The sequence below is a fragment of the Microbacterium sp. PRC9 genome (genome assembly GCF_031844125.1).
Lineage (GTDB): Bacteria > Actinomycetota > Actinomycetes > Actinomycetales > Microbacteriaceae > Microbacterium.
Window position 1 is genome coordinate 29,455 of record NZ_JAUZUR010000011.1, and the last position, 15,783, is coordinate 45,237.

A 15,783-nucleotide genomic window follows, 5' to 3' on the forward strand; every position below is an offset into this window, starting at 1 on the left:
CGACGCGTCGCGTACCGTGCCGAAGGGTGGGCTCCCTGATCTACTTCAACTCCGCCTCACTCGACGGCTACATCGCCGGCCCCGACGGCCGCTGGGACTGGGCCACGCCCGACGCCGAGGTGCACTCGTTCGTCAACGACCTGATGGCGCCCACGCGCACCCACCTCTACGGGCGTCGCGTCTACGAGGTCATGAAGGCCTGGGAGGACTTCCCGCTCGACGACCTTTCGCCCGCCGAGCGCGCGTTCGCGCTGCAGTGGCGTGACGTCGACAAGGTCGTCTATTCCGCGACCCTCGAGGCCGTGACGACCCGCCGTACCGAGCTGCGCACCACGTTCGACCCTGATGAGGTGAGACGGATGAAGGATGCCTCGGCCACCCCGATCGCGATCGGCGGCGGTCGGCTCGCCTCGGTTGCGGCGCGTGCCGGCATCCTCGATGAGGTGCACACCGTGATCGCGCCCGCGGTCGTCGGGGGCGGCATCCGCTTCCTCGACGAAGGGCTGCGTCTCGACCTGGAACTCATCGGCGAGCGCCGCTTCGCGAAGGGGTCCGTGTACCTCGGCTACCGCGTCAGGCGCTGAAGAAAGACGAAACCCCCACGATGTAGAAGCTACGCGGGGGTTCCTGGGGCGAGTGTAACGCTCGCCCTTGTGGCTCCGACCGGCATCGATCCGGTGACCTTTCGATTTTCAGTCGAACGCTCTACCAACTGAGCTACAGAGCCGCACGGCATCTCTCATACAAGACCTGCCGCGTCCTAGACGAAAGGCCCTCTTCGAAAAAAGGGCCCGTCGCTCGGAGCGACCCTGACGGGACTTGAACCCGCGACCTCCGCCGTGACAGGGCGGCACGCTAACCAACTGCGCTACAGGGCCATGCTTATTGAATTGTGGAGTGACCCCAACGGGATTCGAACCCGTGCTACCGCCGTGAAAGGGCGGCGTCCTAGGCCGCTAAACGATGGGGCCGGGTGAACCTTTGGGGCTCACTGCCGAGGACCAAGCATACGTAACTCCTCGCGAAAACGCGAATCGAGCGCGCGCCGCCCTTGTGCATCGCGTTCCCGAGGCGCACACTGACCGGGTGACCGCTTCCCGAGGCGGCGGTCGCCGCGCACCTCTGGGGGGTTGCGCATGTTACTGATGTTGCTAGTGTGAAACGAGTTGACGCCGTGAGGGAGGGATCCGGTGCAGCCCGAAAACGTCACTGATCAGGCCGTGTCCGACGACGCCTCCGTGGACTGCGGGTGCGCGCCGTCTGCCCGCGAGCAGCGGCGGCTCTGGCCCGCGATGAATCGGCGCACCGCGCTCGGGCTCGGAATCCTCGGTGTCGCCGCGCTCGGCGCCGCCGGCGGAACGCTCGGCCCGCTCGTCGCCCCGGCGTTCGCCGCCGACTACCCGTCGTGGGACGACGTCGTCGCCGCGAAGAACAACGAGGCCGCCAAGGCCGCCGAGATCACCAAGATCCAACAGCTCATCGCCGGGCTCGAAGCCGATGTCGCCGCGAAGCAGCAGGTCGCGCAGCAGATGGCCGACGAGTTCTACGTCGCGCAGCAGGCGTACTTCGACGCCGCGCTGCGCGCCGACCAGCTGCAGCAGCAGGCCGACGAGCAGGCCGCCGCCGCGATCGACGCCGCGAACAAGGCCGGCCGCGTTGCGGCACAGCTGTACCGCAACGGCGGCGACGACACGTCGCTCGAGCTGTTCTTCGCGGGATCGGCCGCCGGCGCCGACGACCTGCTGGCGCGCCTGGGCACGATGGACAAGCTCGTCCAGCGCAACCAGGACGTGTACGCCCAGGCCGTCACCGCTCGCGACTCGGCGCAGAGCCTGAGCGACCAGGCGGGTGTGCAGCGGGCGGAGCGCGACCGGCTGCAGAAGATCGCCGAAGAGAAGATGGTCGCCGCGCAGAAGGCCGCCGACGAGGCGCAAGCCGCCCTCGACGCGCAGAACGCCAAGCGCGGCGAACTCGACGCCCAGCTCGCGGCCCTGCAGGACGCGACGGCCAAGACCGTCGCCGACTACCAGGAGGGCGAGCGCGTCCGCGCCGAGCAGGAGCGCCTGCGCCGCGAGGAGGAAGCCCGCCGCGCGAAGGAGGAGGCCGACCGCCTCGCCCAGCAGAACCAGGGCGGCGGCGGTGGTGGAGGTGGCGGCGGCGGTGGCGGTGGCGGCGGCGGAGCCGTCGTCGGTTCGGGCTGGGCCCGTCCGTCATCCGGCTGGCGCAGCTCCGGCTACGGCCCGCGTACCGTGCAGTGCGGCAACAGCTACTGCTCCAGCGGCTTCCACTACGGCGTCGACCTCGCCGCGGGCTGCAGTTCAGGCATCTACGCCGCCTCGGCCGGTCGGGTCGTCTACGCCGGCCCGAACGGCGGCTACGGCAATTACATCAAGATCGACCATGGCGGCGGCATCGGCACCGGCTACGGACACATCCGCAACGGCGGCATCTTCGTCGGCGTCGGCCAGTGGGTCAACGCGGGCCAACTGATCGCGAGCGAAGGCAACACCGGCAACTCCTTCGGCTGCCACCTCCACTTCGAGACCTACGTCAACGGCGGCACGACGAACCCGATCAACTTCATGGCGGCGCGGGGCATCTCGGTCTGACCCCGGACACACCTGAAAAAGACGAGAACCGGATGCCGAGGCATCCGGTTCTCGCGTGAAGACACTGGTCAGAGCGTGTTCGGCGCGACGCCTTCACCCTGGGTCGCGGTCTGGCCCTCGTGCTGTGCGAAGCGCGCGAACGCCTCGTCGACCAGACGTTCGGCCTCTGCCGCGTTCGCCCACTCGTCGACCTTGACCCACTTGTTGGGCTCGAGGTCCTTGTAGTGCTCGAAGAAGTGCGTGATCTCCTTCTGCAGGTACTCGGAGATGTCGCCGACGTCCTGGATGTGCGCCCAGCGGGGGTCCTTGGCCAGCACGGCCACGACCTTGTCGTCGCCGCCGGCCTCGTCGCTCATCTTGAGCACGCCGACGGGGCGGACGCTCGCGAGGATGCCGGGGGCCAGGTCGACGTCGAGGATCACGAGCACGTCGAGCGGGTCGCCGTCCTCGCCGAGGGTGTTCTCGAAGAACCCGTAGTTGGTCGGGTAGCCCATGGGCGTGTAGAGGATGCGGTCGAGGAAGACGCGGCCCGTGCCGTGGTCGACCTCGTACTTCACGCGGCTGCCGCGCGGGATCTCGATGACGGCGTCGTACGCGCCCATAGTGGTGCTCCTTCGAAGACTGTGGATTGCCGCGACCAGCCTAGTTCGGGCGCCTATCGGGCACTAACTCAGGATCGTCGGCGCGCACAGGCGCGACACGCCGCGGACATGCGTGACCGCGAGGCTCCGATCCTGAGAACGGTACGTCGTCCCCGGTACGGTGGGCGGGTGGAGGAGCGCAGACCCGGACTCGACCCCGCCGTCGCCGAGGTGCGGCTCGCCGTACGCGGCGCGCTGGCGGGCCTCGAAGAGGATGCGACCGTGCTGGTCGCGCTGTCGGGCGGAGCGGATTCCCTCGCGCTGGCGGCCGCGACGGCCTTCGAGGCCCCGAAGCGAGGACTGCGCGCCGCGTCGCTCACCGTCGACCACGGCCTGCAGGACGGATCGACGGATGCTGCCGCCGCCGCGGCCGCGAAGGCCGAGGCGCTCGGGCTCGAGGCCCATGTGGCGCGCGTCGAGGTCGATGCAGCAGGCGGTCCGGAGGCAGCGGCGCGCGAGGCGCGCTACCGCGCCCTGGCCGACGGGGCGCGGGCGATCGGTGCGGCCGCGATCCTCACCGGCCACACGCTCGACGACCAGGCCGAGACGGTCCTGCTCGGACTCGCCCGCGGCGCGGGCGCCACGAGCCTGCAGGGCATGGCCGAGGCATCCGTTCTCGAGGGCGTCGCGCTGCTGCGCCCGCTGCTGGGCGTGCGTCGTGTCACGACCCGCGCCGCGTGCGCCGCCGAGGGGCTCGAGCCCTGGGACGACCCCCACAACGCCGACCCGCGGTTCGCGCGCGTGCGCGTGCGCGAGACGGTGCTGCCGGTGCTCGAATCCGAACTCGGCCCGGGGATCGCCGAGGCGCTCGCCCGCACGGCAGCGCAGCTGCGCGAAGACGCCGAGGCGTTCGACGAGATGATCGACGAGACGATCGAGGACATCGTCGAGCACGCCGAGGCCGGCATCTCGGTGTCGGCGGCGGCGCTCGTCGCCAACCCGGCGGCACTGCGCAACCGCATCATCCGGCACGTCGTGGCCAGCGAGTTCCACGAGAGCCTCACGCGGACGCAGACGCTCGAGGTGGCGCGCCTGGTCATGGACTGGTCGGGTCAGGGACCCATCGATCTTCCCGGATGCCGCGCCCGCCGCGTCGGCGGGCGCGTCGAGTTCACCGCCCGTTGAGTGTGCCCCTCTAGACTCGTCGCATGCGCGCGGCCGACGTTTCCAGCGACATCACCGAAGTCCTCGTCACCGAGGAGGAGATCCGAGCCAAGCTCGACGAGATCGCGGCGCAGGTCGCCGAGGATTACGCCGACGAAGACCTTCTGCTGGTCGGAGTCCTCAAGGGCGCGATCATGGTCATGGCCGATTTCTCGCGCGCGCTCAAGAAGCACGTGACGATGGACTGGATGGCGGTGTCGTCCTACGGCGCCGGCACGAAGTCCAGCGGTGTCGTGCAGATCCGCAAAGACCTCGACACCGACATCCTCGGCAAGCACGTGCTCATCGTCGAGGACATCATCGACTCGGGTCTGACCCTCAGCTGGCTGCTGGAGAACTTCGCGGCCCGCGGTGCGGCATCCGTCGAGGTCTTCGCGCTGCTGCGCAAGCCCGAGGCCGCCAAGGTCGAGGTGCACTGCCGGTACGTCGGCTTCGACATCCCGACGGAGTTCGTCGTCGGCTACGGCCTCGACTACGCCGAGAAGTACCGCAACCTGCGCGACGTGGCCGTGCTCGCGCCGCACGTCTACAGCTGATCCCGGTCAGCCGGCGAGCATGTCGGCGAGCGCCGGTGGCGCGGCGTACGTCGAGACCATGTCGACGATGAGCCGGCGGCATCCGTCCAGCTCCACCGTGATCGGTGCCTTCCCCTCCGCGTTCGCGTCGAGCACGACCAGGGAACCGGGGATGTCGTCGCACGGCTCCGGCATCGGCTGAGCGGATGCTGCCGCCTCGAGCACTGCGCGCGTCTCGGCGGCGTCGAGCTGACGGCTGCCGGTGAACCACGCGGTGCCCTCCACGTCGACGGTGGCCCAGGTCGCCGCGCCGGCCGTGGGCGTCGCCGACGGGTTCGCGGCATCGTCGGTCGAGTACGCGCACAGGCGGAGCGCCTCGACCTCGCCGGGTGCGGGCGTCCGCGGCGGTGCCCACGGCATGGTCTGGATCCCCGTCGACGTCGGCGCGGGGGCGGGTGCGTCGAGCGTGCCCTCCCATTCCTCGAGATCCTTCGGTGAGGCGATCTGAAGCGGACGGGCCGACCACGTCGGCGCGCATCCGGCCTCGAGCGCGGCGCGCGGCTGCGTGAGCGTGCGCTGCTCCTCGTCGGTCTGCACGACGGCGAGCCCGGCCAGTGCATCGCCGATCAGGTCGAGCTTCGGCTGGCTGCAGCCGTCGGCCGGATAGCGGACACGGATGCCTCGGCCCGCGGCATCCGTCAACCAGATCTGCGGGGCGATCATCGCGATCGCCGCGCATGGTCCCGGGGAGCGCCCGTCGTCGGGCTCCGCCTGAGCACGCAGGAGCGCCGTGAGATCGCCTTCGAGCCGCTCACGGAGGACGACGGACCAGATGCCTTCGTCGTCCTCGACGGTCTGGAAGGGCACGCAGCGGACCGCGGCGACGGGCTCGAAGTCATCGGGCATGGTTCCGGCTCCGCCGGGGTCGCCGCCCAAGGGATCCATGCCCGCGCAGGAGATCTCGGCGACGATCTCGGAGGGCGTCAGCGCCTCCGGAGCGGACGCGCAGCCGGTCAGGGCGACGGCCGCTGCGGTGAGGACGATGAGCGAGGGGTGGATGCGGGGCACGGGGTCCTCCTCGTCGTGGGCTCGTGCGGCGCTTCGCCCCCAACGCTATCGGGCGGACTGTGATTACGCCCGGGGCGAATGCACAGACGGCGCCTAGGAATCGCGCGATACCCTGATTCAACCGTCGACGGGGGTTTTCCCGTCCGCGGCGGCACGTCGACGAAAGGGGTCGGGCTCTCGCCCGCGCCATGGACTTCAAGAAGATCACCCGCAACCCGCTCTTCTACGTCCTGCTGATCGGGGTCTTCCTCATCGTGGGTTTCTCGCTCATCTCGAGCCTGGGCGGCGCGAAGCAGATCTCGACGCAGGAGGGTCTGGAGCTGCTCTCGGGCGACACAGTCACCGAGGTCGTCAACACCGACGGCGACCAGCGGGTCGACATGAAGCTCTCGAAGGAGTACGAGGGCGCCTCCGACGTGCAGTTCTACTACGTCTCGGCGCGCGCTGACGAGGTCGTCACCGCGATCAACGAGGCGAACCCCAAGGACGGCTTCAACGACGCCGTCCCGCGTGCCACGTGGTTCGACGGCTTCATCTCGCTCCTCCTGCCGATCCTGCTGCTCGGTCTCCTCTTCTGGTTCCTGCTGTCGAGCGCCCAGGGCGGCGGCAGCAAGGTCATGCAGTTCGGCAAGTCGCGCGCGAAGCTCGTGACGAAGGAGATGCCGCAGGTCACCTTCCAGGACGTCGCGGGCTCCGACGAGGCGATCGAAGAGCTCGAGGAGATCAAGGACTTCCTGAAGGACCCGTCGAAGTTCCAGGCGGTCGGCGCCCGCATCCCGAAGGGCGTGCTGCTGTACGGCCCTCCCGGAACCGGCAAGACGCTCCTCGCCCGCGCGGTCGCGGGGGAGGCCGGTGTGCCGTTCTACTCGATCTCGGGCTCGGACTTCGTGGAGATGTTCGTCGGCGTCGGCGCGAGCCGCGTGCGCGACCTCTTCAACAACGCGAAGGAGAACGCTCCCGCCATCATCTTCATCGACGAGATCGACGCCGTCGGCCGCCACCGCGGCGCCGGCATGGGCGGCGGTCACGACGAGCGCGAGCAGACGCTCAACCAGATGCTCGTCGAGATGGACGGCTTCGATCCCAAGGCGAACGTCATCGTCATCGCGGCGACGAACCGCCCCGACATCCTCGACCCGGCGCTGCTGCGCCCGGGCCGCTTCGACCGCCAGATCGGCGTCGACGCCCCCGACCTCAAGGGCCGCACGAAGATCCTCGAGGTGCACGGCCGCGGCAAGCCGCTCGCCGACGGCGTCGACCTCGAGGTCGTCGCCCGCAAGACGCCCGGCTTCACCGGTGCCGACCTCGCCAACGTGCTGAACGAGGCCGCGCTCCTGACGGCCCGCTCGAACGCGCAGCTGATCGACAACCGCGCGCTCGACGAGGCCATCGACCGCGTGATCGCCGGCCCGCAGCGCCGCACGCGCGTGATGAAGGACAAGGAGAAGCTCATCACGGCGTACCACGAGGGCGGCCACGCGCTCGCGGCGGCGGCGATGAACCACACCGACCCCGTCACGAAGGTCACGATCCTTCCGCGCGGCAAGGCCCTCGGCTACACGATGGTGCTGCCCCTCGACGACAAGTACTCCGTCACCCGCAACGAGCTGCAGGACCAGCTCACGTATGCGATGGGCGGTCGCGTCGCGGAGGAGATCGTCTTCCACGACCCGACGACCGGCGCGTCCAACGACATCGAGAAGGCGACGAACATCGCCCGCAAGATGGTCACCGAGTACGGCATGACCGGCGACATCGGCCCGGTCAAGCTCGGCCAGTCCTCGGGCGAGGTCTTCATGGGCCGCGACATGGGCCACGGCCGGGAGTTCTCGGAGCGCGTCGCCGAGCGGGTCGACGTCCAGGTGCGCGACCTCATCGAGCAGGCGCACAACGAGGCGTACGAGGTGATCAACGCGAACCGCGCGGTGCTGGACAAGCTCGCTCTGGAGCTTCTTGAGAAGGAGACGCTCGACCACCTCGAGCTCGCCGAGATCTTCAAGGATGTCAAGCGTCTCCCGCCGCGCCCGCAGTGGCTGTCGAGCGAGCAGCGTCCCGTCTCGGAGCTGCCGCCCGTGGAGGTCCCGCAGCGTCGCGACGAGGCAGGACTCGCCGCGAGCGTCGAAGCCGACGAGCTGCCGGCTGCCGAGAAGGCGACCAAGCGCCGCCCCACCGGACAGGCGCGCCCGGCGACCGCGTAGGCTCGGCCTATGGCCGTCGATCGTGAGCGCGTCGCCGCGCTCGTGCGCGAACTGCTCGAGGCGATCGGCGAAGACCCCGAGCGCCCCGGACTGAAGCAGACACCCGAGCGGGTCGCCGACGCGTACGCCGAGTTCTTCGCGGGGGTGGGGGCGGATGCTGCCGCCCCGCTCGCGCACACGATCTCGGTGTCGCGCGGCCCCGCTCCCGACACCCTGCCGTCTGGCGCGGTGATCCTGCGCGACATCATCTTCCGCTCGGTGTGCGAGCACCACCTCCTGCCCTTCCGCGGGCACGCGCACCTCGCCTACCTCCCCGGCGAGCGGGTCGTCGGCCTCGGCGCACTGCCCAAGGTCGTCGACATCCTGTCGTCGCGGCCGCAGGTGCAGGAGCGCCTGGGCGAGCAGATCGCCGACGTGATCGCCGGCTCCCTCGACGCCCGCGGCGTGCTCGTGGTGCTCGACGCCTCGCACGAGTGCGTGACGATGCGTGGCGGACGGCAGCCGGATGCCTCGACGGTGACGATCGCCGCCCGCGGGGAGCTCGCCGAACCGGCCGCGCGCGCCGAGCTGGTCGCGCTGATCGGGGCCGGCCGCTCATGACCTTCATCATGGGCGTCGTCAATGTGACGCCCGACTCTTTCAGCGACGGCGGGCGGTACGTGGATGCCGAGGCCGCCGTCGCCCACGGACTGCTGCTTCGGGCGCAGGGCGCCGACATCCTCGACATCGGCGGCGAGTCGACTCGGCCGGGCGCTGAGCGCGTGGCTGCGGACGTCGAGCAGGAGCGGGTGATCCCCGTCGTGCGCGCCCTGTCGGACGCAGGCGTCGTCGTCAGCATCGACACGATGAACGCCTCGACCGCCGCCCTGGCCGTCCAGGCGGGCGCGCGGATCGTCAACGACGTCTCGGGCGGCATGGCCGACCCCGGGATGCTGGCGGCCGTCGCCTCGACCGATGCGGACGTGGTGCTGCAGCACTGGCGCGGCCATTCCGCCGACATGTACGCGCGTGCCGTCTACGACGACGTCGTGGCCGAGGTGACGCGCGAACTCACCGCCAGGATGGAGGCTGCCGCGCAGGCCGGCATCGATCCCGCGCGGATCATCGTCGACCCCGGCATCGGCTTCGGCAAGCGCGGGGAGCAGAACTGGCAGACCTTGCGGGGTCTCGACCGCTTCGTCGGGATCGGGCAGCGGGTGCTCATCGGCACCAGCCGCAAGCGGTTCCTGGCGGACGCGCTCGCGGCAGATCCCGCCGACGCCTCCGAGGCACGGCGCGACCTGGCGACGGCGGTGACCAGCGTCCTCGCGGCGCAGGCGGGTGTGTGGGCGGTGCGCGTCCACGATGTCGGCGCCACACGAGATGCTCTGGTGGTCGCCGAGCGCTGGGCCGGTGTGGATCGAACAGGCGGCCGGGAGGGCTGATGGACTTCATCGACGAGATCACGCTCACCGGTGTGCGCGCCTACGGGTACCACGGGGTGTTCGAGGACGAGCGCCGCGAGGGCCAGGAGTTCGTCGTCGACGTGACCCTGTACCTCAGCACGACGGAGGCGGCCGAGACCGACGACGTCGCCGACACCGTGCACTACGGCGAGGTCGCCGAGCGCATCGTCGAGCTGGTCGGCGGCGAGCCGCTGAACCTCATCGAGGGCGTCGCGGCGCGCATCGCCGACGACCTCCTCACGTACGACCTCGTGCGGATGGTGGCGGTCACGGTGCACAAGCCGCAGGCACCGATCACTGTTCCGTTCTCCGATGTGGCGGTCACCATCCGCCGCGGCCGCCCCGCCGAGCCGGCGTCGACGGTGGGCTCGTGAACCGTCGACTCGCCCAGGGCTTCGACGGCGACCCCGCACGCCATCCGCGCGAGGCGGTCGAAGCCGTCGTGGCGCTCGGTGCCAACCTCGGCGACCGCGCAGAGACGATGACCGCGGCCATCAAGGACCTCGCCCGCGTGCCGCTCGTCGACGCCGTCCGCGTGTCGGAGCCGGTCGAGTCGGTCGCGCTGAAGCCGGAAGGACCGGATGCCTCCGCTCCGGCGTACCTGAACGCCGTCGCGATCCTCACCACACGCCTGGCGCCCTCGGTGCTGCTCGGCTACCTCCACGCGATCGAGCAGCGGCACGGCCGGGTACGGTCGGTCGCGCGTTCCGCGCGCGAGGGAGGCTGGGAGGACCGCACGCTCGACCTCGACCTGATCGCCTACGGCGACGTGGTCAGCGACGATCCGCGCCTGCTGCTGCCGCATCCGCGCGCGGCCGAGCGCGACTTCGTGCTCGGGCCGTGGCTGGCCGTCGACCCCGACGCGGTGCTCCCGGGTGTCGGCCGAGTCGACGAGGCGCTGCGCCGGCTGCGGACGGAGGGCCGATGAAGCGCACCAGTGCGGGCGTGCTGATCATCGCCGCGGTCCTCGGGGTCGCGGCGGGCTTCCTCGTGGACCAGCTGCTGACCTCCGCGGGGAGCCCCACGTTCACGCCCGCCGTGACCCTGCCCATCCTCCTCGTGCTGCTCGGTGTGGTCGTGATCGCCCTCGCGGTCCCGATCCGCCGTGCCACCCACGGCACCGCCAAGACGACGGTCGACCCGTTCCGCGCCGTGCGCATCGCGATGCTCGCGAAGGCGTCGAGCATCGTGGGCGCCGCGATCGGCGGGCTGGGCGCAGGCCTGTGGATCTTCCTTTCGACCCGGCCGGTCACGCCCTCGCTAGGCTCGTTGGGAACGGTCATCGCGACGACCGTGTGCGGCGCCCTGCTGGTCGCCGCGGGTCTGGTCGCGGAGCACCTGTGCACGATCCGGAAGGACGACGATGACGAACAGCCCGGAGAAGATTCCGGACTCGAACCGCGCATCCACGACCACTGAGACGGCCGCGGTGCCCGTCACCGCCCCCGAGTTCGAGGAGCTCGTCGAGCCGCGGTCCGAGAACCGTCTCGCGCTCGAGGGCGGGGTGTGGCACCAGATCTCGCCGAAGTACGTGACGGTGCAGCTGATCTCGACGGGGTCGTTCCTGCTGATCGTCATCGCCGCCACGCTCGTGCTCGCGCTGCTGATGCACCAGCTGTGGGCGTGGATCCCCGGCGGCATCATGACCGTGATCCTCGCGTGGACCCTCGCCATCCTTCCGCGGCAGGCGCGGGCGATCGGCTACCAGCTCCGCGACGACGACCTCGTCTTCCGTCGCGGCATCCTGTGGCAGCGCTTCGTCGCCGTGCCCTACGGTCGCATGCAGCTCATCGACATCACGCACGGTCCGCTCGACCGCGGCTTCGGCATCGCGCAGCTCAAGTTCGTGACGGCCGCCGCCGCGACAGGCGTGGTGATCCCGGGGCTGGCGCAGTCCACCGCCGAGACCCTCCGCGACCACCTCGTCGAAGTCGCCGAGAGCCGCCGTACCGGGCTATGAGCACGCTTCCCCCTCCTGAGGCGACGCCTGCCGGCCCCGGCGTTCCGCCGCCGCAGCTGGTGCGATCGCCGCTGAGTGACGGCGAGTGGCACCGGCTGCACCCGCTGACGCCGTTGCTGCGCGGCGGCCTGTTCCTCATCGTCGTCATCGGCATCGTCTTCGCGAACCTGCGCGACCGCCTGCTGTACATCTTCCTGCCGTGGCTCGCGCCCGGGGTGGGGGACGAGGTCGTGGAGTGGGAGCAGGTCGGCGGCGACCCCATCGACTTCATCATCGCGAACAACCTCTACGTGCTGGCGGGGGTCGCCGTCCTCGCGGTTCTCATCGTGCTCGTCGCGGTGTTCTACACCTCGTGGCGCTTCCACACCTTCCGCATCACCGACGACGACGTCGAGGTGCGCAGCGGCATCCTGTTCCGCACGCAGCGGCGTGCGCCTCTCGACCGTGTACAGGGCGTCAATCTCACGCGGCCGATGATCGCGCGGCTGCTGGGCATGGCCAAGCTCGAGGTCGTCGGCGCGGGCACCGACGCGAACGTCAAGCTCGAGTACCTCTCGACCGCCAATGCCGAGGCGGTCCGCGCCGACATCCTCCGCCTCGCGTCGGGGCGCCGCCTCGCGATGGCCGCCGGCCCCGGCAGTGGGGCCGCGTCGCGACAGGCCGGCAGGGTGGCGTCCCTCAGTCAGACCGTCGGACGCGAGATCACGGGGCTCATCGAGGGACCCGAGGCCCCCGTCGCCGAACGGGAATCGGTCGTGCACATCCCGGTCGGCCGGCTCGTGGCATCCCATGTCCTCAGCGCGTCGACGCTCGGACTGCTGTTCGCCATCATCGCCATCGTGATCGGTGTCAGCCAGGGCGTGACGTGGCTGCTGCTCGGCTTCGTGCCCGCGATCATCGGTTTCGGCGCGTACTGGGTGCGCTCGATCGTCCGCTCGCTGCGCTACTCGATCGCGCCGACGCCCGACGGCGTGCGCATCACGTTCGGGCTCTTCACGACGATCACCGAGATCGTCCCGCCCGGCCGGGTGCATGCCGTCGAAGTGACGCAGGGGGTCTTCTGGCGCCCCGCCGGGTGGTGGACGATCCGCATCAACCGCCTCACCGGCCGCAGCGCCGCCGACACCACGACCGATCAGTTCACGACGGTGCTGCCGGTGGGCACCGCGGCGGACGTCGAGCGGGTGCTGCGCCTGCTCCAGCCCTCGCTGCCCGACGACGAGCGGGCGCTCATCGTGCGGCAGGGCATGTTCGGGCCGACCGACGATGACACCTTCACGAACACGCCGAAGCGCGCGTGGTGGATCCGGCCGTTCTCGTACCGCCGCAACGGCTTCCGCCTCACCGACGACGTGCTCCTGATGCGGCGCGGCGTGGTGTGGCGCAAGCTCGTCATCCTCCCGCTCGCGCGCCTGCAGAGCTTCGGGCTCCACCAGGGGCCGCTCGACCGCGCGTCGCGCGTGACCAACGTGCGCGCGCACGTCGTCACAGGTCCGGTGTCGCCGTTCCTCGCGGCCGTCGACCGCGACGCCGCCCTGGCGCTGTTCGACGACGTCGCCCACGGGTCGGTGCGCGCGGCGCTGGTCGACCGCACCCACCGCTGGGCTGAGGACGAACCGGAAGCTGCCGACTCCGTCTCCCTGACCCCCGAGGTGTACGCGCCGGCCGCTGCGGTGCCCGCTCCACCTGCTGCCGGCGCAGATGCCCAGGCGGCAGCATCCGTGCCCCCGCCGCCGGCGGGCTACATCGTCGTTCCGAAGCCGGGGGAGGACCGAGAGTGAGCCGCGAGGGCCGTCTCGGGGTCGGCATCATCGGCGCCGGCCGGGTCGGGCCCGTGCTCGGCGCTGCGCTCGGCGGGGCCGGGCACGCGCTGGTGGGCGTCACGAAAGGCTCCGATCCCGAGCGGGTCGAGGCCATCCTGCCCGGAGTTCCCGTGCTCGACGCGACCGAGGTCGCCCGCCGGAGCGAGCTCGTGCTCGTCGCGGTGCCGCACGACCAGCTCGAGGGTCTCGTCAGCGGTCTGGCCGAGGTCGGCGCGTGGCAGCCGGGGCAGCTCGTGCTGCACACGGATCCGACCTTCGGCACCGGGATCCTGTCGGCCGCCGTGGCGAAGGGCGTGATCCCGCTCGCCGTGCACCCCGCGATCGAGTTCACCGGGACCTCGATGGATCTGCGGGCGCTCTCCAGTGCGTACGCGGCTGTCACCGCACCCGCTCCCGTGCTGCCGATCGCGCAGGCGCTCGCCGTCGAACTCGGCTGCGAGCCTGTCGTCGTCGAAGAGTCGGCGCGTCCCGCATACGGGGAGGCGATCGCGACGGCGCGGGTGTTCTCACGGTCCATCGTGCACCAGGCGGCCGCGCTGCTGGCGGAGGCCGGGGTGCCGTATCCCGGGTCGTTCCTGTCGGCTCTCGCGCACACCACGCTCGATCAGGCGCTGGCAGAAGCAGGCTCTGGTCCGGCGCGGGGCGAACCCCCCGCTACGATCCAAGGATGATCAGCACCGTCGACGAGCTGCGGGCTCGGCTCGCCGAGGTCCGCGCCGCCGCCCCGGGGGCGCGCATCGCGCTCATCTCCACCATCGGTTCGCTCCACGACGGGCACATCGACCTCGTCCATCGCGCGCGTGAAGTCGCCGACGTCGTGGTCGTCTCGGTGTTCGTCAATCCGCTGCGTTTCGCGTCGCCGGCAGAGTTCGCGGCGTATCCCCGGACGCCCGACGAGGACGAGCGCCTCCTCGAGTCGCTCGGTGTCGAGGTCGTGTTCGCGCCCGACGCGAACGAGCTGCTCCCCACCGGCTCCGCGACGACGAAGGTCACCGCGGGCGATCTCGGCCTCCGCTACGAAGGGCGTGCGCGCCCGTTCTACTTCGACGGGCTCCTCACGGTGGAGGCGAAGCTCTTCCACCTCGTCGACCCGGACGTCGCCGTCTACGGCGAGCGGGACCGGCAGCGGGTCTTCCTCGTCCGCCGCATGATCCGCGATCTGTTCTTCGACGTCGAGGTCGCGACGGTGGAGACCGTGCGCGGGGACGACGGCCTGCCCGTGTCGACGCGGGTCGGCATGCTCGAGGAGCGCGACCTCGCCGCCGCCGCGCTCCTGCCGGCCGCGCTCGACGCGGCCGCTGCGAACGCGGACCGCGGCGTGGACGCGTGCATCGCCGCCGCTCAGTCTGCGCTCATGGGGGAGCCGCGCATCCGGCTGGAGTACCTGAGCGTCGTCGACCCGGCGACGTTCCTGCCCGTCGACGAGGGCAGCAGCGGTCCCGCCCTCGCTCTCATCGCCGCCTCTGTGGCGGGGCATCGGTTCATCGACAACGCCGACATCTACCTGGGCTGACCCCGGGAACAAGGGCTGGGAGGCGACATGCGCGTCACGCGGATCGGCGGTCCGACCGCCCTCGTCGAATGGGAAGGGTGGCGGATCCTCACGGACCCGACGTTCGACCCGCCGGGCCGCACCTATTCCTTCGCGCTGGGCACGTCGTCGCGCAAGACCACCGGTCCCGCCATCCCGCTCGACGAGATCGGCCCCGTCGATGTGGTGCTGCTGAGCCACCATCACCACGCCGACAACCTCGACGACGCGGGTCGGGCCGGGCTGTCGGCGGCGCGGACGGTGCTGACCACCGTCGCGGGCGCGAAGGCGCTGACGAAGGACGGCGCACATCCCGACGCCCGGGGCCTCGCCACCGGCGATGCCGTCACCCTCACCGCAGAGGGCAAGCGCGACCTCGTCGTCACCGCGACCCCGTGCCGGCACGGCGCCCCGCTCACCGGTCCGATCGTCGGACCCGTCGTCGGGTTCGCGCTCTCGCTCGCGGGCGCCGCCCGGCCCGGCCTGTGGATGACGGGCGACACCGTCCTGTACGGCGGCCTGCGGCGCGCGGCGACCGGGATGCTGCCCGACGTGGCGCTCGTCCACATCGGTGCCGTGAAGTTCCCGCTCACGGGTCCGCTCGCGTACACGATGGACGCCGATGACGCGGTCGAACTGATCGGACTCGCCCAGCCCGGCGTCGCCGTGCCCGTCCATGTCGAGGGCTGGAGCCATTTCTCGCAGCAGGAGGAGGCCGCCGCGGCGGTCTTCGACGCCGCCCCGGGGCCGGTGCGGGAGCGCATCCGCTGGGCACCGCTCGGGGTGCCGGTCGACCTGCCTTGAGGTGATCCGCGGAGGCCACAGCCGG

Annotated in this window: 17 protein-coding genes and 3 tRNA genes; 15 read left to right on the forward strand and 5 right to left on the reverse strand. The window is 70.9% G+C overall.

Features of this window, described 5'->3' with window-relative positions:
• Positions 1-26: 26 nt before the first annotated feature.
• Positions 27-584 carry a dihydrofolate reductase family protein gene (locus Q9R33_RS19210; RefSeq protein WP_056364678.1) on the forward strand — a complete coding sequence of 186 codons (558 nt, stop codon included), beginning with the start codon at positions 27-29 and terminating at the stop codon, positions 582-584.
• A 70-nt stretch (positions 585-654) separates the two neighbouring features.
• Here the strand turns inward: Q9R33_RS19210 and Q9R33_RS19215 are convergent.
• The 3 genes from Q9R33_RS19215 to Q9R33_RS19225 all read right to left on the reverse strand — a co-directional run bounded on the left by Q9R33_RS19215 (position 655) and on the right by Q9R33_RS19225 (position 971).
• Positions 655-727, reverse strand: a tRNA-Phe gene (locus Q9R33_RS19215).
• Positions 728-804: 77 nt separating this feature from the next.
• Positions 805-878, reverse strand: a tRNA-Asp gene (locus Q9R33_RS19220).
• 20 nt (positions 879-898) lie between these two features.
• Positions 899-971, reverse strand: a tRNA-Glu gene (locus Q9R33_RS19225).
• A 321-nt stretch (positions 972-1,292) separates the two neighbouring features.
• Between Q9R33_RS19225 and Q9R33_RS19230 the strand changes: the two genes are divergently transcribed.
• Positions 1,293-2,609: a peptidoglycan DD-metalloendopeptidase family protein gene (locus Q9R33_RS19230; protein ID WP_396654135.1), complete on the forward strand. Its 1,317-nt coding sequence runs from the start codon at positions 1,293-1,295 to the stop codon at positions 2,607-2,609.
• A gap of 68 nt (positions 2,610-2,677) precedes the next feature.
• Here the strand turns inward: Q9R33_RS19230 and ppa are convergent, their stop codons facing one another.
• Positions 2,678-3,211, reverse strand: coding sequence for an inorganic diphosphatase (gene ppa / locus Q9R33_RS19235; RefSeq protein WP_056372528.1), 534 nt, complete (start codon positions 3,209-3,211; stop codon positions 2,678-2,680).
• 168 nt (positions 3,212-3,379) lie between these two features.
• Here ppa and tilS point away from each other — a divergent pair, with 168 nt between their 5' ends.
• Both tilS and hpt read left to right on the forward strand, forming a co-directional pair.
• Positions 3,380-4,375 (forward strand): tRNA lysidine(34) synthetase TilS, encoded by a 996-nt coding sequence (tilS, locus tag Q9R33_RS19240; RefSeq protein WP_311294792.1) that lies wholly within the window; start codon positions 3,380-3,382, stop codon positions 4,373-4,375.
• A gap of 23 nt (positions 4,376-4,398) precedes the next feature.
• Positions 4,399-4,950 (forward strand): hypoxanthine phosphoribosyltransferase, encoded by a 552-nt coding sequence (hpt, locus tag Q9R33_RS19245; RefSeq protein ID WP_056372524.1) that lies wholly within the window; start codon positions 4,399-4,401, stop codon positions 4,948-4,950.
• Positions 4,951-4,956: 6 nt separating this feature from the next.
• On the opposite strand, the gene Q9R33_RS19250 is transcribed toward hpt, so the two are convergent.
• A complete protein-coding gene (locus tag Q9R33_RS19250) occupies positions 4,957-5,997 on the reverse strand; it encodes a hypothetical protein (protein WP_311294793.1) in 1,041 nt (346 codons plus the stop codon).
• A 188-nt stretch (positions 5,998-6,185) separates the two neighbouring features.
• Between Q9R33_RS19250 and ftsH the strand changes: the two genes are divergently transcribed.
• From ftsH to Q9R33_RS19305, 11 genes are read left to right on the forward strand one after another with little or no spacing between them, the layout of a single operon-like run.
• Positions 6,186-8,195, forward strand: coding sequence for an ATP-dependent zinc metalloprotease FtsH (gene ftsH, locus Q9R33_RS19255; protein WP_056372521.1), 2,010 nt, complete (start codon positions 6,186-6,188; stop codon positions 8,193-8,195).
• A gap of 9 nt (positions 8,196-8,204) precedes the next feature.
• Positions 8,205-8,795: a GTP cyclohydrolase I gene (folE, locus tag Q9R33_RS19260; RefSeq protein WP_056372518.1), complete on the forward strand. Its 591-nt coding sequence runs from the start codon at positions 8,205-8,207 to the stop codon at positions 8,793-8,795.
• Positions 8,792-9,619 (forward strand): dihydropteroate synthase, encoded by an 828-nt coding sequence (gene folP, locus Q9R33_RS19265; protein ID WP_311294794.1) that lies wholly within the window; start codon positions 8,792-8,794, stop codon positions 9,617-9,619. Before folE ends, folP begins: the two co-directional genes overlap by 4 nt.
• Complete coding sequence (gene folB / locus Q9R33_RS19270; RefSeq protein WP_311294795.1) at positions 9,619-10,014, forward strand: dihydroneopterin aldolase; 396 nt, start codon at positions 9,619-9,621, stop codon at positions 10,012-10,014. Before folP ends, folB begins: the two co-directional genes overlap by 1 nt.
• Positions 10,011-10,568 carry a 2-amino-4-hydroxy-6-hydroxymethyldihydropteridine diphosphokinase gene (folK, locus tag Q9R33_RS19275; RefSeq protein WP_311294796.1) on the forward strand — a complete coding sequence of 186 codons (558 nt, stop codon included), beginning with the start codon at positions 10,011-10,013 and terminating at the stop codon, positions 10,566-10,568. The genes folB and folK overlap by 4 nt, the downstream gene beginning before the upstream one ends.
• Positions 10,565-11,059, forward strand: coding sequence for a DUF3180 domain-containing protein (locus Q9R33_RS19280; protein ID WP_311294797.1), 495 nt, complete (start codon positions 10,565-10,567; stop codon positions 11,057-11,059). Before folK ends, Q9R33_RS19280 begins: the two co-directional genes overlap by 4 nt.
• Positions 11,004-11,600 (forward strand): PH domain-containing protein, encoded by a 597-nt coding sequence (locus Q9R33_RS19285; RefSeq protein WP_311294798.1) that lies wholly within the window; start codon positions 11,004-11,006, stop codon positions 11,598-11,600. The genes Q9R33_RS19280 and Q9R33_RS19285 overlap by 56 nt, the downstream gene beginning before the upstream one ends.
• Entirely contained in the window at positions 11,597-13,381 is a 1,785-nt protein-coding gene (locus Q9R33_RS19290) for a PH domain-containing protein (RefSeq protein WP_311294799.1), read from the forward strand. Before Q9R33_RS19285 ends, Q9R33_RS19290 begins: the two co-directional genes overlap by 4 nt.
• Positions 13,378-14,094: a Rossmann-like and DUF2520 domain-containing protein gene (locus Q9R33_RS19295; protein WP_056372505.1), complete on the forward strand. Its 717-nt coding sequence runs from the start codon at positions 13,378-13,380 to the stop codon at positions 14,092-14,094. Before Q9R33_RS19290 ends, Q9R33_RS19295 begins: the two co-directional genes overlap by 4 nt.
• Entirely contained in the window at positions 14,091-14,936 is an 846-nt protein-coding gene (gene panC / locus Q9R33_RS19300; RefSeq protein ID WP_311294801.1) for a pantoate--beta-alanine ligase, read from the forward strand. The genes Q9R33_RS19295 and panC overlap by 4 nt, the downstream gene beginning before the upstream one ends.
• Positions 14,937-14,963: 27 nt before the next feature.
• Entirely contained in the window at positions 14,964-15,758 is a 795-nt protein-coding gene (locus Q9R33_RS19305) for an MBL fold metallo-hydrolase (protein WP_311294802.1), read from the forward strand.
• Positions 15,759-15,783: the final 25 nt, after the last annotated feature.

Excerpts from the sequence above, each read along its gene's own strand:
- Q9R33_RS19230 (WP_396654135.1), top strand. The coding sequence starts at position 1,293 with ATGAATCGGCGCACCGCGCTCGGGCTCGGAATCCTCGGTGTCGCCGCG.
- ppa (WP_056372528.1), bottom strand. The coding sequence starts at position 3,211 with ATGGGCGCGTACGACGCCGTCATCGAGATCCCGCGCGGCAGCCGCGTG.
- hpt (WP_056372524.1), top strand. The coding sequence starts at position 4,399 with ATGCGCGCGGCCGACGTTTCCAGCGACATCACCGAAGTCCTCGTCACC.
- ftsH (WP_056372521.1), top strand. The coding sequence starts at position 6,186 with ATGGACTTCAAGAAGATCACCCGCAACCCGCTCTTCTACGTCCTGCTG.
- folE (WP_056372518.1), top strand. The coding sequence starts at position 8,205 with ATGGCCGTCGATCGTGAGCGCGTCGCCGCGCTCGTGCGCGAACTGCTC.
- folP (WP_311294794.1), top strand. The coding sequence starts at position 8,792 with ATGACCTTCATCATGGGCGTCGTCAATGTGACGCCCGACTCTTTCAGC.
- folB (WP_311294795.1), top strand. The coding sequence starts at position 9,619 with ATGGACTTCATCGACGAGATCACGCTCACCGGTGTGCGCGCCTACGGG.
- Q9R33_RS19280 (WP_311294797.1), top strand. The coding sequence starts at position 10,565 with ATGAAGCGCACCAGTGCGGGCGTGCTGATCATCGCCGCGGTCCTCGGG.
- Q9R33_RS19285 (WP_311294798.1), top strand. The coding sequence starts at position 11,004 with ATGACGAACAGCCCGGAGAAGATTCCGGACTCGAACCGCGCATCCACG.
- Q9R33_RS19290 (WP_311294799.1), top strand. The coding sequence starts at position 11,597 with ATGAGCACGCTTCCCCCTCCTGAGGCGACGCCTGCCGGCCCCGGCGTT.
- panC (WP_311294801.1), top strand. The coding sequence starts at position 14,091 with ATGATCAGCACCGTCGACGAGCTGCGGGCTCGGCTCGCCGAGGTCCGC.
- Q9R33_RS19305 (WP_311294802.1), top strand. The coding sequence starts at position 14,964 with ATGCGCGTCACGCGGATCGGCGGTCCGACCGCCCTCGTCGAATGGGAA.